At 69.5% G+C, this 24,734-nt stretch carries 17 protein-coding genes; 2 read left to right on the top strand and 15 right to left on the bottom strand.

Features of this window, described 5'->3' with window-relative positions; genetic code table 11:
* Positions 1–11: 11 nt before the first annotated feature.
* On the bottom strand, positions 12–1,502 hold the full coding sequence (locus tag OIE67_RS03635; protein WP_326636631.1) for a class I adenylate-forming enzyme family protein: 1,491 nt from the start codon (positions 1,500–1,502) through the stop codon (positions 12–14).
* 380 nt (positions 1,503–1,882) lie between these two features.
* Between OIE67_RS03635 and OIE67_RS03630 the strand changes: the two genes are divergently transcribed.
* Entirely contained in the window at positions 1,883–2,461 is a 579-nt protein-coding gene (locus tag OIE67_RS03630) for a hypothetical protein (protein ID WP_326636629.1), read from the top strand.
* 49 nt (positions 2,462–2,510) lie between these two features.
* Here the strand turns inward: OIE67_RS03630 and OIE67_RS03625 are convergent, their stop codons facing one another.
* Positions 2,511–3,269 (bottom strand): SDR family oxidoreductase, encoded by a 759-nt coding sequence (locus OIE67_RS03625; protein ID WP_326636627.1) that lies wholly within the window; start codon positions 3,267–3,269, stop codon positions 2,511–2,513.
* 88 nt (positions 3,270–3,357) lie between these two features.
* Between OIE67_RS03625 and OIE67_RS03620 the strand changes: the two genes are divergently transcribed.
* Positions 3,358–3,702: a MerR family transcriptional regulator gene (locus OIE67_RS03620; RefSeq protein WP_326636624.1), complete on the top strand. Its 345-nt coding sequence runs from the start codon at positions 3,358–3,360 to the stop codon at positions 3,700–3,702.
* A 247-nt stretch (positions 3,703–3,949) separates the two neighbouring features.
* On the opposite strand, the gene OIE67_RS03615 is transcribed toward OIE67_RS03620, so the two are convergent.
* From OIE67_RS03615 to OIE67_RS03555, 13 genes are all read right to left on the bottom strand, one after another.
* Positions 3,950–4,192 carry a hypothetical protein gene (locus OIE67_RS03615; RefSeq protein WP_326636622.1) on the bottom strand — a complete coding sequence of 81 codons (243 nt, stop codon included), beginning with the start codon at positions 4,190–4,192 and terminating at the stop codon, positions 3,950–3,952.
* A gap of 57 nt (positions 4,193–4,249) precedes the next feature.
* Positions 4,250–10,429, bottom strand: a complete 6,180-nt coding sequence (locus tag OIE67_RS03610; protein WP_326636620.1) for an RHS repeat-associated core domain-containing protein — start codon at positions 10,427–10,429, stop codon at positions 4,250–4,252.
* A gap of 404 nt (positions 10,430–10,833) precedes the next feature.
* Positions 10,834–11,178 (bottom strand): hypothetical protein, encoded by a 345-nt coding sequence (locus OIE67_RS03605; RefSeq protein ID WP_326636618.1) that lies wholly within the window; start codon positions 11,176–11,178, stop codon positions 10,834–10,836.
* A gap of 9 nt (positions 11,179–11,187) precedes the next feature.
* Positions 11,188–11,436 (bottom strand): hypothetical protein, encoded by a 249-nt coding sequence (locus tag OIE67_RS03600; protein ID WP_326636616.1) that lies wholly within the window; start codon positions 11,434–11,436, stop codon positions 11,188–11,190.
* Positions 11,437–11,444: 8 nt separating this feature from the next.
* Entirely contained in the window at positions 11,445–11,711 is a 267-nt protein-coding gene (locus OIE67_RS03595; RefSeq protein WP_326636614.1) for a hypothetical protein, read from the bottom strand.
* 26 nt (positions 11,712–11,737) lie between these two features.
* Positions 11,738–12,820, bottom strand: coding sequence for a Dot/Icm T4SS effector Zinc-dependent metalloprotease LegP (legP, locus tag OIE67_RS03590; protein WP_326636612.1), 1,083 nt, complete (start codon positions 12,818–12,820; stop codon positions 11,738–11,740).
* A gap of 291 nt (positions 12,821–13,111) precedes the next feature.
* Entirely contained in the window at positions 13,112–13,780 is a 669-nt protein-coding gene (locus OIE67_RS03585) for a M15 family metallopeptidase (protein WP_326636610.1), read from the bottom strand.
* 88 nt (positions 13,781–13,868) lie between these two features.
* Positions 13,869–16,883, bottom strand: a complete 3,015-nt coding sequence (locus OIE67_RS03580) for an AfsR/SARP family transcriptional regulator (RefSeq protein ID WP_326636609.1) — start codon at positions 16,881–16,883, stop codon at positions 13,869–13,871.
* Positions 16,884–16,961: 78 nt separating this feature from the next.
* Positions 16,962–18,380 carry an FG-GAP repeat domain-containing protein gene (locus tag OIE67_RS03575; RefSeq protein WP_326636608.1) on the bottom strand — a complete coding sequence of 473 codons (1,419 nt, stop codon included), beginning with the start codon at positions 18,378–18,380 and terminating at the stop codon, positions 16,962–16,964.
* Between the two features lie 69 nt (positions 18,381–18,449).
* The gene (locus tag OIE67_RS03570; RefSeq protein ID WP_326636606.1) at positions 18,450–19,925 is read right to left on the bottom strand and encodes an FG-GAP-like repeat-containing protein; all 1,476 of its coding nucleotides are present in this window, start codon (positions 19,923–19,925) and stop codon (positions 18,450–18,452) included.
* A 57-nt stretch (positions 19,926–19,982) separates the two neighbouring features.
* The gene (locus OIE67_RS03565; protein ID WP_326636604.1) at positions 19,983–20,195 is read right to left on the bottom strand and encodes a hypothetical protein; all 213 of its coding nucleotides are present in this window, start codon (positions 20,193–20,195) and stop codon (positions 19,983–19,985) included.
* The gene (gene dnaE / locus OIE67_RS03560; protein ID WP_326636602.1) at positions 20,192–23,743 is read right to left on the bottom strand and encodes a DNA polymerase III subunit alpha; all 3,552 of its coding nucleotides are present in this window, start codon (positions 23,741–23,743) and stop codon (positions 20,192–20,194) included. The genes OIE67_RS03565 and dnaE overlap by 4 nt, the downstream gene beginning before the upstream one ends.
* A gap of 110 nt (positions 23,744–23,853) precedes the next feature.
* A complete protein-coding gene (locus OIE67_RS03555) occupies positions 23,854–24,549 on the bottom strand; it encodes a sigma factor (protein ID WP_326636600.1) in 696 nt (231 codons plus the stop codon).
* Positions 24,550–24,734: the final 185 nt, after the last annotated feature.

The raw sequence follows: 24,734 nt of genomic DNA, 5'->3' as shown, positions 1-24,734 counted from the left end.
GCGTCGTGTGGTCACGTGGAGCCGTCCGCCGGGGGCCCGAGCAGGTCACGCAGCCGCGACTTCACCACCTTGCCGAGGTGGTTCTTCGGCAGCTCGGGCACGAACAGCAACCGGCTCGGCAACTCGTGCCTGGCGAGCCGGTCCATCAGGAACGTCCGCAGGTCGGCGGTGGTGACCGGGGACCGGGTCACGACGGCGGCCGCGGTGACCCGGCCGAGCACCGGATGCGGCACCCCGACCACGGCGGCCTCGGCGACCGACGGATGCTCGTACAGCGCGGCCTCCACCTGCAGGGTGGACACCTTGTGCGCGCCGGACTTGATGACGTCGCTCTCGCGGTCGACGAGGTAGAGGTAACCGTCCTCGTCGAGGTAGCCGACGTCGCCCATGCGCACCCAGCCGTCACGGAAGATGTCGTCGCTCAACCGCCGGTCGCGGTAGTAGGAGCGGGTTCCGGCGGGCGAGCGCAGCCAGACCTCCCCCCGCTCCCCGGCTTTCGCGCGCCGCCCGTCCGCGGCGACGATCTTGAGGTCGCCGCCCGAGGAGGGCCGTCCGACCGACGCGGGCCGCGCGGGGTCCACGATCATCACGGTCTGCGCCGGAGCCGCCTCGGTCGAGGTGTAGTAGTTGACGATCGTCGCCTTCGGGAACGCCTTGGCCATCGCGGCCGCCACGGCGGGCGGCAGGCTGGCCGCGGTGGAGCCGAGCAGCCGTACGCTCGACAGGTCGTGGCGTTCCTGGACGCGGGCGTTGAGCAGCTCGATGGCCATGGCGGGCACCACGAAGACCGTCCCCGCCCCGTACGACTCGATCAGCCGGGCGAAGCGGGCGGGCGTGAAGCGCGGCAGGGTCAGCGCGGCCGGGCGGGCGCCCAGGGAGTTGACCAGCATGGTCTGTCCGGCGTTGCTGCCGATGGGGAAGGCGTGCAGGAAATGCCGGGAGTGCAGGAGCGTGCGGCGCCGAGGCTCGGCGGAGACGCCGTAGGCGAGGTTGGCATGGGTGGCGCCGACCCCCTTGGCCCGGCCCGTGGTGCCGGACGTGTAGATGATCTGCGCCAGCCCGCCGGGGAAGACGTCCCGCCGCACCGGGCCCTCGTCCCCCTGATCCAGTTCCGCCGGTGTCGCCCGCCAGGCGTTCACGTCCGGCGGATCGACGCCGGCCCCGTGCAGCACGGCGCTCACGGAGCAGTCGGTCAGCGCGTGGCGTACCTCGGCGGGGGCCAGCCGGCCGGACAGCGGCACGGCGACGCAACCGGCCCGCAGGACCGCGCACCAGGTGACGGCGAGGTCGATCCAGTCCCGTTCGTCGAACAGCAGCCCGACCCGGTGGCCGGACGGCAGGCCGTGATCGATCAGCGCGCGGGCGACCGCGTTGGAGCGCCGGTCCCAGGCGCCGAACGAGAGCGTCCCGACCTCGGCCACCACGAGGGCCGGGCTGTCCGGCTGTTCCTGGGCGCGACGTGTGAGCAGGTCGGGAAGCGTCAGCCGGGCGTCGCCGTTCACCACGGCCGGATACCGAAATGTTTCGTGGGCATGACCTACTCCCAGACTCGCAGCAGCATCAGATGGGCCCAATATGGCCGCCCCGTAACGCGTCTGTTCGAAACAATAGGCAATCCGGGCCGTCTGCGACAGAGAAACATTTAAGTATTTTCCCGAAACTTTCGGAGCCGCAGGTGCGCGACGCGGTCCGCGCGGGCCGGGGCGAGGAACCCTGACCGCCATGGGAGTAGTCACAGGTCTGCACGCCGCCGACGCGGTCCCGTCTTTCTCGGAAGGCGGGGACCGCGTGCCGGTTACCGGAACTTTCCGGGTTCAGCCAGGAGTTGACAGGGTGATCGGTTCAGCACTGTGTCCGCGGCGGTTTCACAGCGGGAGCCAGCATGGACTCACAGACGGTCATAGCCCTGAGCGCCGTCGTCATCGCCATCGCCTCGCTCGTGGTATCCGTCTACCAGGTGCGCGCCACCCGCCTGCACAACCGGCACACGCTCCGCCCCCTCCTCCAATTGCGGCTGAAGATCTCGGCGGGGCAGCGAGCGGGCATCTGGATGGTGAACACCGGCCTCGGCCCCGCCATCATCACCGGCACCCGCGTCTGGCTGGACGGCAAAGAACTGGGGTCGTGGAACAGGGAGACGTCGAAGCACGTACGCAGGGACATCGCTCCTTATCCACGCGCGTCAGCCCTCTCCGACGGCATGGGAGTCCCGCCCGGACACACCGACTACCTGCTGACCGTGGACGACCACAACCCGGCCGCGAACAACGCGTTCCTGGAACTCATCACGCGGCGGATGGATCTGGAAGTCCGCTACGAATCTCTGTACGGCGGAGAGGGCTACACGGTGAGCACCCGCAGGAACTCCTGGTGGCAGTCCGAGACTCCCCCCGCCTACGACCCCGCGTCAGCGCCTTCGCACGATGACCTCTCCGGTTCTGACGAAGCCGAGCTCAACTAGCGCCCGTCCGCCATCCGGTGCGTGCTTTCGCCGGCTCCGCACGTCCTGATCAGACGATGCCGGCGCGGATCTCGTCGCTCAGCCGGGTGGGGTGGTCGGCCAGCGCCTGCTTGACGTGGGCGCTCCACGGGTCGGCGAGCACCTCGACCTCGCCCGCCTCGATCCCGTCCAGGCCGGCCCGTACGGCGACGCCCGGGTCGCCCTTGGGCCCGTCGTAGCCCGCGCTGAAGTCGGTGTCGACGGCTCCCAGGTGCAGCCCGGTCACGAGCGTGCCCTGCTCGGCGAGCTCCAGCCGCACGCCGTTCGTCAACGCCCACTGGGCCGCCTTGGAGGCGTGGTAGCCGTTCGTCCCGGGATAGGCGTGCCAGGACTGCGCGGAGAGCACGTTGAGGATCGCCCCGCCCCCGTTGGCCGAGAGCACCGGGGCGAACGCCCGCACGACGGCCAGTGTGCCCCAGAAGTTGGTCTCCATCTCCGCGCGTACGGCGGCCAGGTCGTCGGTGACGACGTTCGTGGAGTGGCTGACCCCGGCGTTGTTCACCAGGAGCGTCACGTCGCCCGCCGCGGCGGCCGCGGCCCGTACCTCGTCGTCGTTCGTCACGTCCAGCCGCAGCGGCACGACGCCGGGCAGGTCGATCGCCTCCGGACGCCGGGCGGTCGCGTACACCCGCGCCGCGCCGCGTTCCAGAAGCCGGCGGGCGAAATGGCGGCCCAGCCCCCGGTTGGCGCCGGTCACGAGCGCGACCGCGCCCTCGATCCGGAGACCGGACGCGGGGCGGGTGTTCGGTTCCGTGTTCGGTGTGGTCATGTCAGGTACGGTAAGACCTACCGTTGACGTGAGGTTCAAGTCCTGCGTCCGAGGGTTTTCGGCCAGAGGTCCGACGAGAAGAGGCACGGTGCGCATCGGAGAGGTCGCCCAGCGCTCCGGGGTGAGCGTCCGCGCCCTGCGCTACTACGAGGAACAGGGGCTCCTCACGCCCGGCCGCGGCCCCGGCGGCCAGCGCGAGTACACCGAGGACGCGGTCACCCGGGTGCACATCCTCCAGCAGCTCTACGCCGCGGGCCTGTCCAGCCGCCGCATCGCCGAACTGCTCCCCTGCATCGAGACCGACACCACCACCGAGCACCAGCGGGCCATGCTGGCCGCCGAGCACGCCCGCATCAAGCGGCAGATCGACCATCTCACCACGGTGCTCGGCCGCCTCGAGAAGATCGTCGAGGCCGCCGACCGGCCGGCCTGAGCGCGACGCGTCCACCACCTCTTCGACCCGGCCGCACCCTGCCTGACACCGGCAGGGTGCGGCCGGCGACGCGGCGAAGGCGAATACTGGGGGTCCTGGAGGCGATCGCGACCGCGCTGCGGCTGAACGAGGCCGAACGCCGTCACCTGCACCGGCTGGCCGCCGACTCCCAAGGCCGGCCGGCCGGGCGGCGCCGGAACGGGCGGACTCCCGTCCCCCTGACCCGCACCGGCACGGAGGTGGCGGGTCAGCGCTTGGTGCGGGCGTCGAAGTACGGGTAGATGTTCTCGTTCTTGCCGACCTTGATCAGGGTCTCGACGGTCCGGCCCGTGAGGTCGACGACGCCCAAGCCGTCGCGGACGGGGGCGAGCAGGTGCTTCTCGTCGTACCAGCCGAGCACCGGGAGCCGGTCGGCCACCTTGATCCGGGTGACGGCCTTGCCGGCGGTGGGGCCCCGCTCATCAAGCGCCGGAGGTCGACACCCGCTCATGACGCGCCACCGGCGCGGGACCGTGAGGGTCCCGCGCCGGTCGCTACGAGATCGGGGTCAGCCGAGGCCGCCCAGGAAGGTGTCGAGGAAGTCGGCGAAGTCGTCGCCGAGTTTCCCGCCACGCATCCCCAGGTGCCCCATGGCCCCTCGCCTGGTGTTGACCTCCATCTCGATCTTCTCGGGCCGGAAGATCTGCCGCTGCCCCTGGCCGCTGCCGCCGCCGTTCGGCAGGTTCGACGGCGGTCTGCCCTGCGGGTACATCCGGCCGTTGCCGTACACGGTGTACGACTGGGTCGGCTGCACGCTGCCGTCGTTGCGGTAGACCTGGCTGGGCCGTGGCTGTGCCGGCTGCCTGCTCGCCTTCGGCGGTGACTGCCGCTGGGTGGAGCGGTGGCTCGTGGGCCGCCTGGCGGGACGCGAGCGCGCGTGCTGGATGCCGGCCGGGAGACGGCCGGCCCGGCGGTTGCGCCGCTGGGCGGCCTTGGCCATGCGACGCTTGAACGCTGCCTCGCGTTCGGCCCTCCTCGCCTCCCGGCGGGCCTTGGCCGCCGCCCGGCGCCGCTGCGCCGCCTCGCGGGCCCGCCTCTTCTTCTCTGCCGCGCGTTTCTTGGCCGCCTCTTTGAGCTTGCGCTTGGCCTCCTCTCTGGCGGCCTTCCTCTTGGCCTCCTCCTTGGCCTTCCTCTTGGCCTCCTCTCTGGCCTTCCTCTTGGCCTCCTCCAGTGCCTTCTTCCTGGCCAGTTCCCTGGCCTTCCTGAGCGCGAGTTCGCGTGCCTTCTTCTTGGCCTGCTTCTTCAGCCACCACTTGACGCCGACGCGGACGCCGATCCCGACCACGACCCACACCCACTGCCCGTCGGGGTCGCTCATGCTGACGGGGCTGTTGTTGGCGTAGGCGTAGGCGTTGAGCTGCTGCGGATCGGTGTCGTCGATGATCGGGTCCACCGACAGGAACCGGCCGAGCCTCGGGTCGTACTCGCGGGCGCCCAGGTGGACGAGCCCGGTCGAGGCGTCCTTCGTGCCGCCGACGAACCCGCGCTGGCCCGGCCACCACGGCGGTGGTGCGCCGCGGTCCTCACCGAACGGGGTCTGCCTGCGCACGGCCAGGTCGCCGGTGCCGGCGTTCACCGCGGCCTGCGCGGTGCCCTGGTGGTCGCTGGCCAGGAAGTACACCTGGTCGTCCGGCGTGCGGACCGCGATGGGCTCGTCGCCGATGGTGTAGTAGCGGGTCTGCTCGACGACGTCCTTGGCGTGGTCGAGACGCAGCTCCATGTCGTCGATGTAGAGGGTGGCGTCCGTCGGCGTCTTGCGGATCAGCCGGTCGCCCTCCGCGTCGTAGACGAACGACGTGGTCTTGCCGGCCTCGGTCACCGACTCCAGGTTGCCCTCGGCGTCCCACACCAGGTTCTGGTCGGAGGTGCCGACCTTGCGCCGGGTGGTGTTGCCGGCCGCGTCGTAGGCGAACACGTCCGCCCCGACGGCCTGCAGCGCGTGCGGCTGCTTGCCGCCCGCCGCGGGATAGGTGTAGTCGCGCACCTGCTCGCCCGCGCCGCCGAAGGCGTGCTTGGTCTCCTTCGTCCGGTTGCCGGTGACGTCGTAGGCGTAGCTGACCGCGTACGGGGCCACGCCGCCGATCTTGCCGGACTGCGGTGAACCGCTCGCGCAGTCGTCCGTGGCCGCCCACGCCGAGGTCAACCGGCGCAGGTGGTCATAGGTGAAGCACTGCGTGTCCTGGTTCGCCCGATCATTGATCTTGGTGATGTTGCCGACGGCGTCGTAGCTGTAGTTGACGTCCAGATCGGTCTTGGTCGTGTTCTGGCGGTCCAGCCGCATGCTGGTCAGCCTGCGGGTGGACTCGTCGTGGGTGTAGGTGAGCCAGGTCTTCTTGCCGTTGTCGCCCAGCTCGTACTGCAGGGTCTCGCCGAGCTTGGAGTAGCGGGTCGCGTTCACGTACGCCGACAGGCCCGTGACCTTGACCGGCTGGCTGAGCGCGTCGTAGCTGTAGACGACCTGCTCCTCGGCCAGCCCTCCGGCGGCCGGGAAGCTGACCGACTGCACCTGGCCGTCGAGCGTGTAGCGGGTGTTGAGCTGGTAGGAGCCCGCCAGCTTGCCCTCCCGCGCCGGGATGGTGACGGTTTCGCGCAGCGGGCGGTAGTCGGCGTCGATGGCGTTGATCTCCGCCTTGTACGCCTGCCCGTCCACGTACCGGATGCTGGCGTTCAGGTGTCCCTTGGCCAGCGCGTCGTACTTCCACTCGGCCAGCAGCGGGCCGGTCGCCGAGCCTTCGCGCATCTCGGTCTTACGGCCCAGGGCGTCGTAGACGTACCAGAGGGTCTTGCCGCGTGAGTCGGTCGTGGAGACCAGCTCGTCGGCGTCGTTGTACGTCATCGTCGTGACGCCCTTGTCCGGGTCCTCGGTCTTGATCTCCCGGCCGCGGAAGTCGTAGTGGTGCTTCCAGACGTTGCCCGCCGGGTCGGTGACCGTGGACAGGCGTCCCGCGTGGTCGTAGGTGTACTTGGTGGCCTCGTACTCGCCGGTCGGGGTCGCGCCCTTGTACTGGCGCAGCTCGATCAGCCGGTCCTCGGCGTCGCCGATGCGGGTGGTGGCCGTGCCGCCCGGCGGCGGCGTCGTGTGCACCCGGTCGCCGTCGTCCTGGGCGGTGACCCGGTACTTCTCCACGCCCTTGGCCTTGAGCAGCTGGGCCTTGGCGTCGCCCACGCCGTCGAACAGCGTCTCGACCTGGTTCGGCACGTCCGCGTCTGCCACCGCGAGCAGGGCGGTGGACGGCGCGCCGGTGGCGAAGTAGCCGGTGTTCTGCTTGTAGTCCTCGCCCTGGGAGTTGTAGAAGGTGTCGGTGATCGTGCGGCCGTCGCGCAGGGCCGGGTCCTGCGTCTGGTCGTCCGTGGGCGCCGGCTCCTGGGTCTGGCGCTCGCGCATCAGGCCGTCGTAGAGCTCGTGGCTCTCGGTGTAGCCGCCGTCGGCGCGCAGCGTCCTGGTGGTGACGACGCTGGGGCCGTCGGCCCGCATCGTGTAGGAGTACTCGGTGTTGGGCGACTGCCCGCCCGCCTTGCTGCGGTCGGACTGCCAGACCTTGGTCAGGCGGCCCAGCGCGTCGTGCTCCATGTCGACGCGGCGGTTGTTGGTGTCGATCTCGGTGACGGGCTCGCCCCAGGCCGGCTCGATGATCGTACGGTCGACGTGGCCGAGGTCGTTCGTCTCCTTGATCTCGGTCGGCAGGGCGCCCGTGGCCGGGGTGTAGCTGGTCACGGACTTGGTGCCGACCGTGTCGGTCTCGCTGGTCTCGCGGCCGTAGACGTCGTACGTGTGCGCGGTGTCGGTGACCGTGCTGCCGTCGGCGTTGACGACCTGCTGCACCGCGGTCACGTCGCCCTTGCTCGGCGCCTGCCCGAACGCCTTGCCGTCGTACTGGACCTTCTCGTCCGAGATCAGCTCTCCGGCGGCGAGCGTGGACATGGAGGCGGAGCAGGGAGCGGCCACCTTCTGTACGCGGCTGGTGTAGTCGAGCATCCAGCTCGTGTCGTTGCGGGCGTAGGTGTAGCGGGTGCACCGGTCGTCGTCGGTGCCGGCCAGGTCGCCCTTCTCCTCGACCGTGGTGAGCAGACCCTTGGCGTCGTACGTACGCGCCTCGCCGGTACGCCGCCACTTGCCGCCGGGCAGCGCGGTACGGGTGACCATGGACTCGGCCTCGACCACGTACGCGGCCTTGGTGACGCCGTCCTGGGTGGATTCGGCGGTCTTGACCGACCACGGCGCCTCGACGGTGGCCTTCAGCAGGGAGCCGCCGTCGCCGTCGTACAGCATCTCCTCGCGCTCGAAGCCGGAGTACTGGTCGAGGTCGTCCAGTTTGACGCCCTCGGAGTCGACCACCTGCACGTTGCGCTTGGAGCCGTCGGCCTGCTTGTCGCCGTGCATGCCGCGGAAGTAGCGGAACTCCGTCAGCGTGCGCTTGGTGTCCTGGCCGTCGCCCGAACGGACCCGGACCCGGCCGAAGCCGCGGAAGTCCGACCAGGTGCGGTGTGCGGGCTTGACCAGGATGTTGTCGGCGTACCGCCAGGCGGCGCCGTCCAGGTACTCGTAGCTGGTGACCACGTTCGGGGAGGCGGCCACCCGGTCGACCTCGACCGTCTGCGCCACCACGTACTTGTGGAACCAGTCGGTGACCTCCGCCTCGTTCGGCGGGGACCAGCGCTGCGGGAAGCAGAGCTTGGTGTTCTTGTCGGCGGCGGGCAGCGCGCCGGCCTGGCAGTCGGCGGCCTTGTAGTTGACCCTCAGCTCGCCGCCCGTGCCGTTGTCGACGGACTGGACGCGCCACTTGACCAGCGGCGCGCGGCCCTCGGTGGCGTCCACCCGGTTGGGCAGCTGCACGCCCTTGAACGTGGTCTTCGGCAGCGTGATCGTGCCGCCCACGTGACCGGTCTGCTGGATGGAGGCCAGCCACAGCGCCGGGCTCAGCCCGTCACCGGTGGCGGGGAACTGGTGCGTCAGCGCCCAGGAGTCCACCGGGTAGTACTGACCGGCGGCGTTGAGCACCTGGGTGGTGACCTTGGTCAGCCGCTTGCGGGTGAAGAACGTCGGCGCGAGCCGGTCGGTGCACTTCACCCCCGAGTCGCAGATCTGGTCGAACGGGACGTCCGGCCAGTGGCTCGCGGTCTCCTTCTTCAGCTCGCCGGGCGCGCAGGTGACGGTGCCGCTGGGCAGGCAGCGCTCGGCCGTCTCGAACAGCACCCGGGACGCCGGATTCCTGGTGAACAGCTCGTTGCTCAGGTAGCCGTAGTCGATGCGGGTCAGGTACGCGTGCCGGTCGTACACGGTGCCCTGCTCGGGCTTCGAGTTCCGGCCGTAGTAGTTCTTCTCCTGGGTGTACCAGTACGTGGCGGCGTTGCCGTGCGTGTCCACCTCGTAGTCGAGGTTCCACCGGTAACCCTGCTGGCACCAGGCGTTGGCCGGAGTGCTGCTGTAACAGGGCTCACCGCTGTTGTTGCCGAACACCGGCACCGTCTGCACCGACTTGGTCTCGGCCTTACCGCTGGCCCAGCCGGGCAGCCGGTTCAGGCCGAAGCTGTACTGGGTGCCGTCCGCGGTGGTGACCCGCCAGTACTCGCCGTTGTTGTCGCCGTTCGTGGCACCGGTCAGCAGCTCGATCCTGGTGCCGTCGTCCCGCTTCGGCCGCCACTGCTTGCTGGTGGCGTCCTTGACCAGCTCGATGGACGAGCCGTCCAGCGACAGGACGGCGTTCTCCTGGTCCCAGCACAGGTCGCCGGTCTTCCTGCCGTCGATCGAGCAGGACTTGTAGCGGCGCTCGATGTAGCCGCCGGGGCTGAACTCGAAGCCGTCACCGGCCCAGGACGCCTGGTTGTTGGTGGAGGCGGTGCGGCCGTCCACGCTCTGCGAGGAGTAGGAGAGCGACAGCTCCGGCTCCTCCCCGCCCAGCGCGGGCGGGGTGCGCAGGTCGTAGCTCCAGGAGAAGTCGCCGGTCTGCGTGCCGACGCTCCAGTCGGACGAGGCTGACAGGGAGGTGGCGGAGTGGTCGCCGGACTGGCCGGAGGGGGCGGCGGCCAGCGCGTACACGGCGCCGGTCTCGACCTGGGCGCTCAGCGTGCCGGTCTTCGGGTCGTTGCTGCTCCTGACCGGCTCCGGCTGCGGGCATTCGGCCGTGGCGGTGGCCGACTGGAGCGCGCATTCCGCGAGTTTGACCATGCCGAGCCGGGCGCCGTAGTCGCCGCCGTAGGCGTAACGGAAACCGGAGTAGTCGATCTTCAGCTCGGTTTTTCTGCCGCCCGCCCTGGCGGCCGCGACGCCCTGGCCCGGGGACACCCGCATGGCCAGGCCGAGCCGGTCGGTGTCGAGCAGCTCCACGCTCACCGGATCGCCGCTCTGGTCGCTGCTGCGGTTGCCGCTCTTGTCGGCGGCCAGTCGCACGGGGAACCCTGCGGGAGCCTTGCTGCTCCCCAGCTCCGCCTTCTGCGGCTTGGGCCAGGTGACCGCCGGCGCCGCCTTCCACGCCCGTTCGGCGACGGGATCCGCCTCCGGCGGCTGGACCGGCACGCTCGTGCCCTTGACCGGGGTCTCCTTCTGCACCGCCGGGGCCGAACGCGGCGCCGCGTAGGCGGGCATGGCGTTGACCAGAGGCACCACGAGGACCATCGACAGAGCGGCCGCCAGCCGGCGCGGCCATGCGGACACGGGCTTGGCCACGTCCCGGAAGGCGTTCCACGACATGTCCGGAAGGTCTGGTTTATCGGGTTCGGGTAAACGATTCCAGCGAGCTTCTGGCAGGTCGAACTCATCCTGCGGGTCCATGAACCTCTCCCAGTGAGGGTGGGGGACTTACTGGGCTGCCAACCAGGGGTTGCTCGGCGCTCAGGACGCCGTCGTAGGTGCGGATGTTGTCCACGGTCCCCGACCAGTGGCCGGTGAAGACGCTCCGCGTACGCGCCTCACCCGAAGCCGAGCAGGGATTACGCCCGGGCGGAAAGCCGCCTGGCCTCCCGCGATCTTGTGTTGACGATCGGATTGTCACTCCGAGGCGTCCGCGGGTCCACGGTTCTGATCATTTCGCTCAAAGAATTACTTCATGACCGCACGCACGCGAGAATTGCGCCAGGGCGCCGCCGTTCACCGCTTCAGCTGCCGCGGATCGGCGTCAGGAAGAGGGTGAGGCGGTCCTGCGAGGCCGGCTCGGCGCGGGTGGTGAGCGCGTCCCCTGCCTCGACCTCACCGGTGCCCGACCGGTCCAGGTGCGCCGTGACGATGACCGTACGGCGAGGGTCCCAGGCGGGGCTCGGGAGGGAGAACGGGACGCGCCGCTCGGCGCTCCCGTCGTAGGAGAGCGCGGGCAGCGCCAGCTCCGCCAGCGGGCCGGCGGGCGCGTCGGCCTCGGTCACGTCCAGGACGCGGACGCGCAGCGTCGCGTCCTGGAACGAGCCGAGCATGGGGGTGAGAACGACCTCACCCTGCACTTCGGGCATGCGGGGCGGCTAGGAGTTCAGCACCGCGTAGCGGGCCTCGATGTCGACCGGCCCGCCGGTGAGATTGCGGATCTCGATGAAGTACTTCAGCAGCGTCGCGGCCTGGCGGTCCACCTGCACGCGCCACTCGATCTGCGCGTCACCGTCCACCATGGGCCACGTCGGGGCCACCATCCACGCCACCCGCCAGGCCTCCGGCCAGCTGTGGGTGAACCAGCGGCGGGTCGAGTTGGCGGGCACCTGTCCCTGGAACTGCACACCTAGGATCATGGCCGGGCCTCACTGTCGTCGTCACGGTCTCGGGGAGCTTCCGGCGCGGCGCCCGCGTCGTTGACCTGCGAATCGAAGACGATCTCCCCTGTGGAGAGGTCGCCGCCGCCCTGGCGCGGGGCGGGGCCGCCGTCGATGGTGGGACTCGTCGTCGTGTCGGTCATGGCAGGGGCGGACCCCTGCGGGCCGTCGAGCTGTACGGGGGCGGGCCCCGCGTCGACGGCGTCGGCCCAGTCGGTCCTTGCCTGGTCGGTGGGGATCACGGAACGTCCTCCTCTCTCGTGCTCGCTCAGGTGGCGCTGAGGCTCCAGCCGAGCACGTCGTAACGCGCCTCGATCTCGATCTGCCCCGAGGTCAGGTTGGTGATCGCCAGGAAGTACTTGATCAGCCCGCCGGACTGCCGGGTGACCTGGACGTTCCACGAGACCTGCGCGGGGCCGTCCACGATCGGGGCCTTGGGGGCGACGGTCCAGATGACGTACCACTGCGCCGGCCAGCTGTGGGTGAACCACCGGCTGGTCGCGAACGCCTCGACCTTGGCGGAGAACTGGGTGCCGGAGAAGCGGGCCGCCGGTTCGAGATCGCTGTACATGGTGCGCACGGCCCGGCAGTCGCCCGGGCTCAGCCCCTGCCGCTGCCCGATCTCGACGTTCTGCGGCGGCACGATCGTGTCCTGGCCGTTGCTGGAGAACGCCCAGCGCGGATAGTGCATGATCGAGTGGTAGTCGTAGGGGCCGACGTCGTCGCCGTCGGTGATGTGCTGGTTGAAGTTGTGCGCCTGCGCTTGCAGGATGTTCTGCCAGTTGATGGTGACGAACCGGTCGCGGTCCTCGCGGCTCTGCTCGTGCCACAGGCCCGTCGCGTGCCCGATCTCGTGGATGGTCGAGGCCGCGTCGCAGCCGCCTTCCAGCGTGATGGTCTGCTGCCCGGTACGCCGCCCGACCGCCGAGCTACAGCCGGTGCCCGGCCGGAACATGACGAAGTCGGGGAACTCGGCCTGGTTGGCGGCGGTCCTGCGGACGAAACGGATCCGGGTGTTGCGCTCCCAGTGCGCGATGGCGTCGGTGACCCGGCCCTGGTTCGGCAGAGCGGGATCGATGTCGTACGGCACCCTGCCGTTGGGCCAGCGGAACTGCGTACCCGGGATGATGATCCCCGCCTGCTCCTCGGCCACCGTGGCGTTCTCCACGTCCCCCGGGCCCATCAAGGCGAGCTCGATGTCCCCCTCGAAGAGCGGGCGCCCGTCGATCATCGTGTACTGGACGGCCTTGGGCCCTTTCGTGGCCAGCCGCACCAGCCCCGTCTCGACCGTGGAACCCACGTGGTACGGACCGAACCCCATTGTTCGTCGTGCGCCATTGTTTGCTGGCATGCGGCCTCCTTCTGATGGCGCGGTGAACGTGCGACGCGAAAAAGGATCAGGCCATTCCGAAATGGCCGCGCGTAATATCAGAGCCCGTTCCCCGATTCCCCGCCGCAGCTCTGACCTGCTCCGCCATGATGTACCCGGGTCGATATACGGTCAAGGGGCCGCCTGCCGTTCCGATAATGATTTTTCTCGGACGGCAGGCGGCCGGCGTAAAACAACGGGCGCGCTGGCGCGGATGAGGTTTGTGGTGACAACGGCGGCGAGAAAGGGCCTGCCATACGTAAGTGCGTCCTGTTATGACACGGCGGCCGACAAATCCTCGACAAGGCCGTAGCGTGCGTGGCGGGCCTGGGTGATGAAGGCCCAGTAGCGCTCGCCGAAGGACCAGTGCCACCACTCCGTGGGGTAGTTGACGAAGCCGGCGGAGGCCAGGGCGTCGCCCATGAGGCGGCGGTTGCTCCTGGCCTCGGCGGAGATGGCGGTCGCGTCGGTGTAGCAGTTCTCGTCGCTCTCCGGCGGGGTGGCGTTGACCGCCGTGCCCATGTCCAGCTCGACTCCGCCGGCAGAGCGCAGGGTCAGGTCGACCGCGCCGCCGGTGACGTGGGGGGCGACCTCGGGCGGGGAGACGTACCTGCTCGCCTCGACTCGGGCGCGGGCGTCGTCCCAGCCGGGATGCGCGGCCCGCTGGCGGGCGACGGCCGAGCCGAAGTAGCGCCGCTGCAGGCCGGCCGGGCGGTACCCCTCGATGATCAGGAACCGCAGCTCGCGAGGCAGCCGCGTCTGCGCGACCACCAGGCGATCGGCCACGCTCTGCCGCAGGTGCGCGTACGCGCCCGCCTCGTCGGCGAGCCGCGGGTCGACCCGGATGGCCTCCAAGGTACGCAGATCCACCAAGGGTTCCCCGCATTCCTTGACGGGGACCTCGGCGATCCGCGAATCGGACAGGAACACGATCTCCCGCATGGAGCCCTCCGGTTACCAGCCATGGACGCGTCGCTATGAGACGTCGACGCCATGGTGCGGCGGCCTGCTCCAAAAACGCTGCAAACGATCAGTAGGGCTTGTCCTTCAGCATTTCGTCGTACTCGCGGCAGCCGTGTAATCGGAACGTCTCCAGCGCCTCCGACCAGATGGCGTCGGCGGTGACGTCGTCGCCGAACGCCCGGTGCACCAGTGCCAGGTCACGCTGGGTCCGGGCCTGGAAGGGGAGGACCCGCAGCTCCTCCCACAGCCGCAGCGATTCCTCCAGCCGGCTCCTGGCCTGATAGAGACGCCCCTCGGCCAGGTCGAGCTCGCCGATCGTGCGCAGCGTGCAGGCCTCCCCCCAGCGATCCTGCAGGGCACGCATGGTGGCGAGCACCTCCTCCAGCGGTTGCCGCGCCTGGTCGTGCTCGCCGAGCCGGAGCCACGCCTTGGCCAGCGAACGGGTGCAGTAGGCCACCAGCAGCCGGTCGCCGAGCGGGCGGAAGATGTCCAGCGCCTGCTCGCACAGCTCCGCGGCCTTGCCGTGCTCGTCCCTGGCGCGGTGGTACAGGGACATGCTGCGCAGGGTCAGCCCGGCGCCGCGCCGGTTGCCCACCTGCTGGTAGAGCTCCAGCGCGGCGGTCAGATCCGCCCAGGACGCCGGATAGTCGCCGCGTTCCAGGCGTACCGTGCCCGACAGCCGTTTGACGTGGGCCAGGGCCGCCGTGTCGGCGAGGTCGTGCAGGAGCGTCCCGGCCTGACCGAGGAAGTGCAGGGACTCGGCCAGGTATCCCTGCTCGCGGCAGGCCTCGCCGAGCCCGGCGAGGGTGGTCGCCTCCCCGCGGACGTCCTTGGTCGTACGGAACAGCGACAGTGCCTGGCCGAGATACTGGCGGGATTCGGCGAAGGAGTCCCGCGCGTAGTGGAGGTGCCCCAGACCGGCCAGCAGGGCCGCCTCGCCCGGGACGTTGTCCATCCGCCGCGCGACCGCGAGCGCAGCGTCGTTCATCCGGCGCCAGGCCGCGAACGGGTCGTCGAAGATGTACTGGCTGCCTTCGAACGCCGCCGCCGAGACGGAGCAGGCGAGCTGGATGGCCAGTTCGTCGAGTTCCATGGCCGCCGCCAGTTCCACGCCGGCGATCAGGGCCTCCTCCTCGCTGCGGAACCAGGCGTGCGGATCGGCCAGCGCCGGCCTGGTGGCCTCGTCGTCCACCGGACGGGCCAGCCCGGGCGCGGCGCGCATGGGGATCGCCCCCGTCGGGACGGCCTGGCTCAACCGCTCGATCAGCCACAACCAGCCGCCCAGGACCCTGCAGACCGTGGCCGTCAGCTCCGCCACCGGCTCCTCCGCGTGCGCGCGTTCCGCGGCGAACAGCCGGATCAGGTCGTGCAGCCGGTAGCGGATCTGGCCGGCCGCGTCCACGTCCGCCTCTTCCAGGAGGGAGGCGTCCACGAGCTGCTCCAGCAGCTGCTCGGCCTGGCGCGGGCCGGTCTCCAGCGCCGTCGCGGCGACCCAGAGGGGGAAGCTGGGCAGGCCGAGCAGCCCGAGCCGGCGCAGCGCCGTCTTCTCCGCGGCGGGCAGCATGGCGTAGCTGAGCGCGATGCTGGCCCGCACCTCCTGGTCTCCCGCGGCCAGTTCGTCGAGCCGGTGCTGCTCGTCGGCCAGCCGGTCGGCCAGGCGTCGCGTGGACCATTGACGTCGTGAGGCGAGCCGGGCTCCGGCGATGCGCAGCGCGAGGGGCAGGCCACCGCATCGCGCGACGATGTGCCGGGCCGCGTCGAGGTCGACGGTGATGCGCTCGTGGCCGGCGATCTGGGCCAGCAGCTCGACACTCGCCTCGGCGGGCAGTGTCCCGAGGTCGATGAGGGCGGCGCCGTCCAGTCCGGCCAGGCGGTTGCGGGAGGTGACGATCACGCCGCAGCCGGGGGCGCTGGGCAGCAGGGGCCGTACCTGCGCCTCGGAGCCGGCGTCGTCCAGCACGATCAGCTTGCGCCGGCCGGCCAGCAGGGTGCGGTAGCGGTTGACGCGTTCTTCCACGGTGGCGGGGAGTTGCGCGCCGGGCGGCTGGAGCTCGCGCAGGAGCCGGCCCAGGATCTCGGCCGGGGTGGCCGGTGTGTGCGTCGTGCCGCGTAGTTCCACGTGGAGCTGGCCGTCCGGGTAGAAGTGGGCGAGCTCGTGTCCGGCACGCAGGGCCAGCGCGGACTTGCCGATGCCGCCCTGTCCGCAGATGACGCAGACCGGCATGGTGTTCGGCCTGGTGAGCCGGTCGCGTAACGCGGCCAGCTCCTCCTCGCGCGCGGTGAAGTCGGGGGGCGCGGAGGGCAGTTGCCGGGGCGCGACGGTTCTGGCCGCGCCGAGCAGCGCGGGGTCGGAGTGCAGGATCGCCTCGTACGTACGCCGCAGGTCCGGGCCGGGGTCGATGCCCAGCTCCTCGATCAGGACCTGCCTGCCCTGCTGGTAGATCGTGAGCGCGTCCGCCTGCCGACCGGCCCGGTAGAGCGCCACCATGAGATCGCGGCGCAGCCGTTCCCGGATGGGATGGACCGCGACCAGCTGGGTGAGCTCGTCGATCAGGCCCTCGACCCCGCCGGCCGCCAGGTCGGCCGCGATCCGCTCCTCCAGCACCGCGAGCCGCAGCTCCTCAAGCCTGATGGCCTCGGGGCGCAGGCCGGTGTCGCCGGTCCCGCCCAGGGCCGGGCCCCGCCACAGGGCCAGCGCCGTACGGAGGAGACCCGCCGCCTCCTGGTGGCCTCCCGTGCGCGCCGCCTGCCGTCCCTGGTCGACGAGCCGCTCGAACACGTCCTTGTCGAGAGTGCCGGGCGGGATCCGCGCCAGGTAGCCCACGCGATGGGAGACGATGATCTCCGGCAGGCCCGCGCCGTCGAAGGCCCGGCGCAACGAGGCGACGTACGTCTGCAGCACACCCCGGGCGGTCGGCGGCGGGTTCTCCTGCCAGATCGCCTCCATCAACCGCTCGACGCCGACCGCACGGCCGGCGTCGAGAAGCAGAGTGGCGAGCAGGGCCCGCGGCTTGGGCCCCCCGAGGGCGACCTGCCGCCCGTCGTTCCACACCTCGACCGGACCCAGGAGCCGGAACTCCATCGGTTTCCCCCCATAGGGTTCGGCGGACCTTGAACCGAACCCTACGGGTACAACGGCGAGGCTTACCAGAGGCGGCGGTCAGGCGAGGATCTGCGCGAAGCCGCCCCAGCCGTGACCGACCTCGCGGGGCTCGCTGCCGGTGAACGGCTGGCCGTTGTCGCGGACGAAATTGTTGCTGTACAGCATCAGCTTCCCGGCCGAATCCAGCGCCAGCAGATCCGTGAACCCGTCGCCGGTGACGTCAGCGGCAACGACCTTCGAGAAACCGCCCCAGCCATGGCCGACCTCGCGGGGCTCGCTGCCGGTGAACGGCTGGCCGTTGTCGCGGACGAAATTGTTGCTGTACAGCATCAGCTTCCCGGCCGAATCCAGCGCCAGCAGATCCGTGAACCCGTCCCCGGTCACATCCGCAGGAATGATCCGAGCGAAACCGCCCCACCCGTGACCCACTTCCCGAGGCTCACTACCGGTGAACGGCTGGCCGTTGTCGCGGACGAAATTGTTGCTGTAGAGCATCAGCTTCCCGGCGGTGTCCACGGTGAGCAGGTCCGTGAATCCGTCGCCGGTGACGTCGGCGGGAATGACGTTCGAGAAACCGCCCCACCCGTGACCGACTTCCCGAGGCTCGCTGCCCGCGTACGGCTGACCGTTGTCCCGGACGAAGTTGTTGCTGTACAGCATGAGCTTGCCGGCCGAATTCACCACGAGCACATCCGTGAACCCGTCGCCGGTGACATCGGCGGGCATGGTCCGGGCGAAACCACCCCACCCGTGACCCACTTCCCGAGGCTCGCTGCCGGTGAACGGCTGACCGCCGTCCCGGACGAAGTTGTTGCTGTACAGCATCAGCTTCCCGGCGGAATCCACGGTGAGCAGGTCGGCGTACGGGTCACCCGTCACACTGTTGCCGGGCAGTTCGGCGGGTTCCGACATGGACCACACCGCGTTCGCGATGGCCACACCGTCCGGCGTCTCTTCCGTGTACCTGTTGGGATAGGCGGAGACCTGCACCTGCTGGCATACCTTGCCAATGGGATCGTTGCGCCAGTCGAACCTGAGCATCTTGCTGAGGAACTTGTTCGTCGCGTAGACCGGGTTCAGGATCTGGTCGACCGTTCCCCAGCCCTGCGAGGGGCGCTGCTGGAAAAGGCCGACGCTGTCGTCGGCGCCATAGGTCAGGTTGCGGATGGTGGATTCGACGATGGTGGTGGTGATGGCGATCTGCGCGGCCCGGACCGGCAGGCCCCGGCTCTTGACGGTGGCGATGATGACGCGGGCGCAGGACACCCGGTAAGCCGTCATCGAGCCGCGCAGGTCACCGGGTAATTCCCGGTTCAGCCGCGTCGCCATGTTGGCGTCGGCCGTGGTGGTTCCGTTCTTGTCGCAGGGCACGGTGTCCGCGGCGTGCGCGGGAGCCGAGGACATCAGGGCGATGGGTCCCGAGAGGCACAGGGACAGAAGCAAGCCGGTCAGGGATCGGATGAGGGCAGGCCGCATGTCTACTCCATGAGTGATGAGGAAGGGGCCCCGTGCCGGCCGCCTGGGCCGGCACGGGCGGGGATGACGTCAGGCCAGGATCTGGGCGAAGCCGCCCCAGCCGTGGCCGACCTCGCGGGGCTCGCTGCCGGTGAACGGCTGGCCGTCGTCGCGGACGAAATTGTTGCTGTAGAGCATCAGCTTCCCGGCGGTGTCCACGGTGAGCAGATCAGTGAACCCGTCGCCGGTGACATCGGCGGGAATGACCTTCGAGAAACCGCCCCACCCATGGCCGACCTCGCGCGGCTCACTGCCGGTGAACGGCTGGCCGTCGTCCCGGACGAAATTGTTGCTGTAGAGCATCAGCTTCCCGGCGGTGTCCACGGTGAGCAGATCAGTGAACCCGTCCCCGGTGACATCGGCGGGAATGACCTTCGAGAAACCGCCCCACCCATGGCCGACCTCGCGCGGCTCACTGCCGGTGAACGGCTGGCCGTCGTCCCGGACGAAATTGTTGCTGTAGAGCATCAGCTTCCCGGCGGTGTCCACGGTGAGCAGGTCCGTGAATCCGTCGCCGGTGACGTCGGCGGGAATGACGTTCGAGAAACCGCCCCACCCGTGACCGACTTCCCGAGGCTCACTGCCCGCGTACGGCTGACCGTTGTCCCGGACGAAGTTGTTGCTGTACAGCATGAGCTTGCCGGCCGAATTCACCACGAGCACATCCGTGAACCCGTCGCCGGTGACATCGGCGGGCATGGTCCGGGCGAAACCACCCCACCCGTGACCCACTTCCCGAGGCTCACTGCCGGTGAACGGCTGACCGCCGTCCCGGACGAAGTTGTTGCTGTACAGCATCAGCTTCCCGGCGGAATCCACGGTGAGCAGGTCGGCGTACGGGTCACCCGTCACGCTGTTGCCGTCCCTCGGCTCCTCGGAGGTTCCTCCGACGGGAGCGCTGTAGCCGACGATGTCGATGTTGGAGCGGCTGTAGGAGTTGGCCTTGATCCGGTCGCCGCTGTTGCCCTCGATCGTGTAGACGGTGCTCCCGTTCGCCGAGCTCACGATGCCGACGTGGTCGATGTCGCCGCTCTGGTCCCAGTCGAAGACGACGGAGTCACCGGGCTGGGGCGTGTAGCCGCTGCCGCGGGTGTGCCACGTTCCGTACTTGACGCCGTAGTCCTTGAACGACGCCGCCCATCCCGTGAGGATGCCGCCGCCGGTCTCGGGCACGTTGGCGTACGGAACGCGGGCCCGCTGCCAGACGTATTTGACGAAGTCGGCGCACCAGTCGCTGTCGCGCCACTGGACGCCGTCACTCGACGGGCAGCCGCCGGCGGGCTTCCACGTACGGAAGTAGCCGGTGTAGTAGTTGCAGCCACTGCCCATCGGCGATTCGTGATTGCGCGCGGAGTTGCCGAGCTGGTCCTGGGCCGCGGCCACGATGGCCGGGCGGGACACCGCCGACGCCTGCGTCGCGGAGAGCGCGACCACGCCCAGGGCGACGACGGGAACCGCCAGCATCGAACGGAGAGCGCGGGATAAGAACGCGGTGTGCTGTTTCATGCTGCGAAGCCTGCGCCGGGCTTCTGCAAACACGGTTCAAAGCCGCTTGAACGCCGGTTACAGCGATTTTCCAGTGGCGTACGCGCCCTGGCGGCAGAGCTCGATCGCGTCCGCCAGGGCCCGCTCGGGAAGCGCCGGGACGAACGCCCGGCGCGCCCACGCGACGAACAACCGGACGAAGTCGGGATCCCCGTCGTCCGCCGCGCCGTTGACGTGGAACCACGAGATCAGCGGGGCGGCGGACGAGTGGACCTCGATCCGCCGGCTCACAGCGACAGCGCCTCCGGGCCGAGTAGCGCCTTGATGTCGGCGGCGAAACTCGGCTCGGCGTTGACCGGCCACTCCGGCAGCGCCATCACCATGACCTTGCCGGCCGGCCGCCGCAGGTTGACCTGGAGCGGCACCTGGCCCTGGTGCATCTTCAGGACCTGCCGCAGCTCGTCCAGCAGGGTCGGCGTGATGCGTTCCTCGCGCAGGAGCAGGGTGATCGGCGCGCCGGACTCGTTGACCCCGGACACGTCGATGATGGCCATCTCGTTCGCGAAGATGCTGATGGCGCCGTCGCGGTTGTTGATCTGGCCGGCGACCGACACCACGATGTCCGGCCGCAGTTCCGGCCCGTACAACTCGTAGCTGCGGGGGAAGAACAGGCATTCGACGGCGGCGTCCATGTCCTCCACCGTGAGGATGGCCCACGTGTTGCCCGCCTTGTTCACCCGCCGGTCCACCTTCGTGACCAGCCCGGCCACGCGGACGTCGCCGCGGTCGTCGCGCCCGGAGTCGAGCAGGTCGACGATCGTGGTGTCCCGGTTGCGGGCGAGCAGCCGTTCGGTGCCGGCCAGCGGGTGGTCCGACACGTACAGGCCGAGCATCTCCCGCTCGAAGTCGAGCTTGGTCTTCTTGTCCCACTCCGTGTCGGGGATGGCGATCGTGAACGCCGCGTCGTCGTCCGCGTCGTCCATGCCGCCGAACAGGGAGTCCTGGCCGTGCGCCTCGTTCTTCTTGATGTCGATGACGGACTCGACCGCCTGCTCGTGGATCATCAGCAGGCCCTTGCGCGGGTGCGCCATGGAGTCGTACGCGCCCGCCTTGATCAGCGACTCGATGACGCGCTTGTTGCAGGCCGTGAGCGGCACCTTGGCGAGGAAGTCGTTGAAGTCGGTGAAGCGCCCCTTCTCCAGGCGGGCCTTGACGATCCCGTCCACGACGTTCTCACCGACGTTGCGGACCGCGCCCATGCCGAACCGGACCTGCGTGTCTCCGACCGCGACGAAGTCGAGCTGGGAGTCGTTGACGTCCGGCGGAAGCACCTGGATGCCCATCTTGCGGCACTCGGCCAGGTAGACGGCCGCCTTGTCCTTGTCGTCGCCGACGGAGGTGAGCAGGGCGGCCATGTACTCGGCGGGGTAGTTGGCCTTGAGGTAGGCGGTCCAGTAGGCGACGAGGCCGTAGCCGGCGGTGTGCGACTTGTTGAAGGCGTACCCGGAGAAGGGCAGCATGACGTCCCACAGCGCCTGGATGGCCTCGTCGCTGTAGCCGTTGCCGCGCATGCCGGCCTGGAAGTTGGCGAACTCCTTGGCCAGGATCTCGGGCTTCTTCTTGCCCATGGCGCGGCGCAGCAGGTCGGCGCCGCCGAGCGAGTAGCCGGCCAGCTCACGGGCGACGGCCATGATCTGCTCCTGGTAGACGAGCAGATGGAAGGTCGGCCCGAGGATCGGCTCCAGCGCCTCCTTGAGCTCCGGATGGATCGGCTCGATGTCCTGGCGGGCGTTCTTGCGGTGGGCGTAGTTGGTGTGCGCGTTGGCCGCCATCGGGCCCGGCCGGTAGAGGGCGAGCACGGCGGCGATGTCCTCGAACCGGGTCGGCTCCATCAGCTTCAGGAGCTGCCGCATGGGGCCGCCGTCGAGCTGGAACACGCCGAGCGTGTCGCCGCGGGCCAGCAGCTGGTATGTCTTGGTGTCGTCGAGCGGCATCGTCAGGGTGTCCAGCTCGACACCCCGGTTCTGCTTGATGATCTTGATGGCGTGGTCGATGATGCCCAGGTTGCGCAGGCCCAGGAAGTCCATCTTGACCAGGCCCATGTCCTCACACGACGGGTAGTCGAACCCGGTGATGACGACGCCGTCCTTGTCCCGTTTGTGCATGGGGATCAGGTCGAGCAGCGGGGTGGAGGACAGGATGACGGCGGCGGCGTGCACGCCGGTGCCGCGGATCAGCCCCTCGATGCCGCGGCCGGTGTCGATGACCTTGCGCACGTCGGGGTCGTTCTCGTACAGGGCGCGCAGTTCGGTGCCCTCGTTGTAGCGCGGGTGGTCCTCGTTGAACATGTCCGCGAGCGGGACGCCCTTGCCCATGACGTCCGGCGGCATCGCCTTGGTGATCTTGTCGCCCATCGCGAACGGGTAGCCGAGGATCCGGCTGGCGTCCTTGACGGCGGCCTTGGCCTTGATGGTGCCGAACGTGTTGACCTGCGCGGTGAACTCGCTGCCGTACTTCTCGGTGACGTAGGCCACCATGCGGTCGCGCTGGCGGTCGTCGAAGTCGAGGTCGACGTCGGGCGGGTTGATCCGCTCGGGGTTGAGGAACCGCTCGAACAGCAGGCCGTGCTCCAGCGGGTCGAGCTCGGTGATGCGGGTGGCGTACGCCACGATGCTGCCGGTGGCCGATCCTCGTCCCGGCCCGACCGGGATGCCGTTGTCGCGGGCGTACTTGCAGATGTCGGCGACCACGAGGAAGTAGGAGGAGAACCCCATCGGGCCGATGACCTTCATCTCGGTCTCGTAGCGCTCCATCACCTCGGCGGGGATCGGGGTGCCGTACCGCATCGCCAGTCCGGCCTCGCACTCCTTACGCAGCCAGGACTCCTGTGTCTCCCCCTCGGGCACGTCCGGATAGTCCGGCATCCGGTCCACCTGCTTGAACACGTCGCCGTAGTCGCCGATCATCTCGGCCACGAGCAGGGTGTTGTCGCACGCCTCGGCCAGCTCGGGGAACAGGCGGTACATGTCGTCGGCGGACTTGAGGTAGTAGCCGGACCCGTTGAACCGGAACCGGTTGGGGTCGTCCTTGTTCTTGCCCACGCCGACGCACAGGAGGCTGTCGTGCGCGTCGGCCTGGTCCTCGGTCACGTAGTGGGAGTCGTTGGTGGCGAGCAGCGGGATGTTGAGCTGCCTGGCCAGCCGGAGCAGGTCCTCGCGCACCTCACGCTCGATGTTGATGCCGTGGTCCATCAGCTCCAGGAAGTAGTTCTCCTTGCCGAAGATCTCCTGGTATTCGCCGGCCACCCGGACGGCCTCGTCGTACTGGCCGAGCCGGATCCTGGTCTGCACCGCGCCGGAGGGGCAACCGGTCGTGGCGATGATCCCGGAGGCGTGCTGCGAGATCAGGTCCTGGTCCATGCGGGGCTTGGAGTAGTAGCCCTCGAACGAGGCGAGCGACGACAGCCGGAACAGGTTCCGCAGCCCGTCCGCGTCCTTGGCCCACATCGTCATATGGGTGAACCGGCCGCCGCCGGAGACGTCCTTGCCGCCCTCGCCGTCCGCCACCCCGGTCTCCGCGCGCTGCCCCCAGAACACCGGCTTCTTCACGAACCGGCTGTGCGGCGCCACGTACGCCTCGATCCCGATGATCGGCTTGACCGGGGATCCGGCGGCGACCTTCTGGAACTCGTACGCACCGAACATGTTGCCGTGATCGCTCATCGCGATCGCCGGCATCTCCAGCCGCTCGGCCTCCTTGAACAGCGGCTTCAGCTTGGCCGCTCCGTCCAGCATGCTGTACTCGGTGTGGACGTGCAGATGCACGAACGACTTGCTCACCCGGTCCCCTTAACGCTCGCCCCGGCAGACTTACCGCACGAGCCTATTCCGTCTTGTGGGGCTGATGGGGCATCGCGGCCCCAGTCGGTCGAGATGGACGCGGGCCCGCGTCATCGTGTCCGCGTTGTGTCCGGCGGGGGATCCTCGTGTCCCCGCCATGCGCGAAGTTTTTCAGGATTCATCACGACCCACACGTCCTGAATGCTGTCGTCGCAGGTGCGCAGCATGACGACCGCGGCCGTAAGACCGGCCACGCGGACGACGAGCCCCGCCCCGCCGTTGATCGACGCTTCCACCAAGGTCACGTCGTCCTGCCCGCCGAACAGGCCGACGAGGAAGCGCGCGACCTGCTCAGCTCCGGTGACCGGTTGGACAGGTGCGCGTATCCGGCCGCCGCCGTCCGTGATCAGGGTGACGTCGGGAGCGAGCAGTACGGTCAACTCGCCGACTCCGTCCGCCCTCTCGCAAGCCCTCTTGAACGCATGGACGATGCGGTCATACCGGTAGGCGGGCACCCAGGGCGCCCTCGGTCCGCCACGGGGCGCGCGTTCGCCAGGGTGACGGGATTCGGCCAGGAGGGGCGGACTCACCCGCGCCCCGTTCAGCCGTTCGAAGCACAGGCGGCTCGCGACGCTCGTGAGCCAAGCGGTAGGCCAGCCGACCTCGTCCTGCAGGTCCTCCGGCATCGCGTACCAGCGGGCATAAGTCTCCTGTACCACGTCCTCGGCTGCGCACGCCGAGCCGAGCAGCCGCTCAGCGACCGCGGCCAGCAGCCGCCGCTCGCTCACGATCGTGCTGATCCCCACGTCGGACCAGCGTCCAGGCCGGCGGTGCTCAGACATGACGGACGGAACAACGACGGACAGCCCAGGGTTGCGTGAGGTTCATGTCTCTACGACGACGCAGGGGCGTTCCTGTGTGAGGCGGACACCGCAGGAATCAGCCGGTGCGTGGCCGCAGGAGAAGGGCGGACTGTCTGCTCGGCTGAGGC

Origin of the sequence: Nonomuraea fuscirosea (assembly GCF_035917475.1) — a bacterium.
In the GTDB taxonomy this organism is placed as follows: Bacteria; Actinomycetota; Actinomycetes; order Streptosporangiales; family Streptosporangiaceae; genus Nonomuraea; species Nonomuraea fuscirosea.
The sequence above is the reverse complement of the archived record's forward strand: the minus strand, read 5'-3'. Positions and strand labels throughout refer to the sequence as shown.

Coding starts and splice junctions, on each gene's coding strand:
- OIE67_RS03610 (WP_326636620.1), bottom strand. CDS start 10,429: ATGTCGTGGAACGCCTTCCGGGACGTGGCCAAGCCCGTGTCCGCATGG.
- legP (WP_326636612.1), bottom strand. CDS start 12,820: ATGCCAGCAAACAATGGCGCACGACGAACAATGGGGTTCGGTCCGTAC.
- OIE67_RS03625 (WP_326636627.1), bottom strand. CDS start 3,269: ATGACCACACCGAACACGGAACCGAACACCCGCCCCGCGTCCGGTCTC.
- OIE67_RS03575 (WP_326636608.1), bottom strand. CDS start 18,380: ATGCGGCCTGCCCTCATCCGATCCCTGACCGGCTTGCTTCTGTCCCTG.
- OIE67_RS03585 (WP_326636610.1), bottom strand. CDS start 13,780: ATGCGGGAGATCGTGTTCCTGTCCGATTCGCGGATCGCCGAGGTCCCC.
- OIE67_RS03630 (WP_326636629.1), top strand. CDS start 1,883: ATGGACTCACAGACGGTCATAGCCCTGAGCGCCGTCGTCATCGCCATC.
- OIE67_RS03580 (WP_326636609.1), bottom strand. CDS start 16,883: ATGGAGTTCCGGCTCCTGGGTCCGGTCGAGGTGTGGAACGACGGGCGG.
- OIE67_RS03615 (WP_326636622.1), bottom strand. CDS start 4,192: ATGAGCGGGTGTCGACCTCCGGCGCTTGATGAGCGGGGCCCCACCGCC.
- OIE67_RS03570 (WP_326636606.1), bottom strand. CDS start 19,925: ATGAAACAGCACACCGCGTTCTTATCCCGCGCTCTCCGTTCGATGCTG.
- OIE67_RS03605 (WP_326636618.1), bottom strand. CDS start 11,178: ATGCCCGAAGTGCAGGGTGAGGTCGTTCTCACCCCCATGCTCGGCTCG.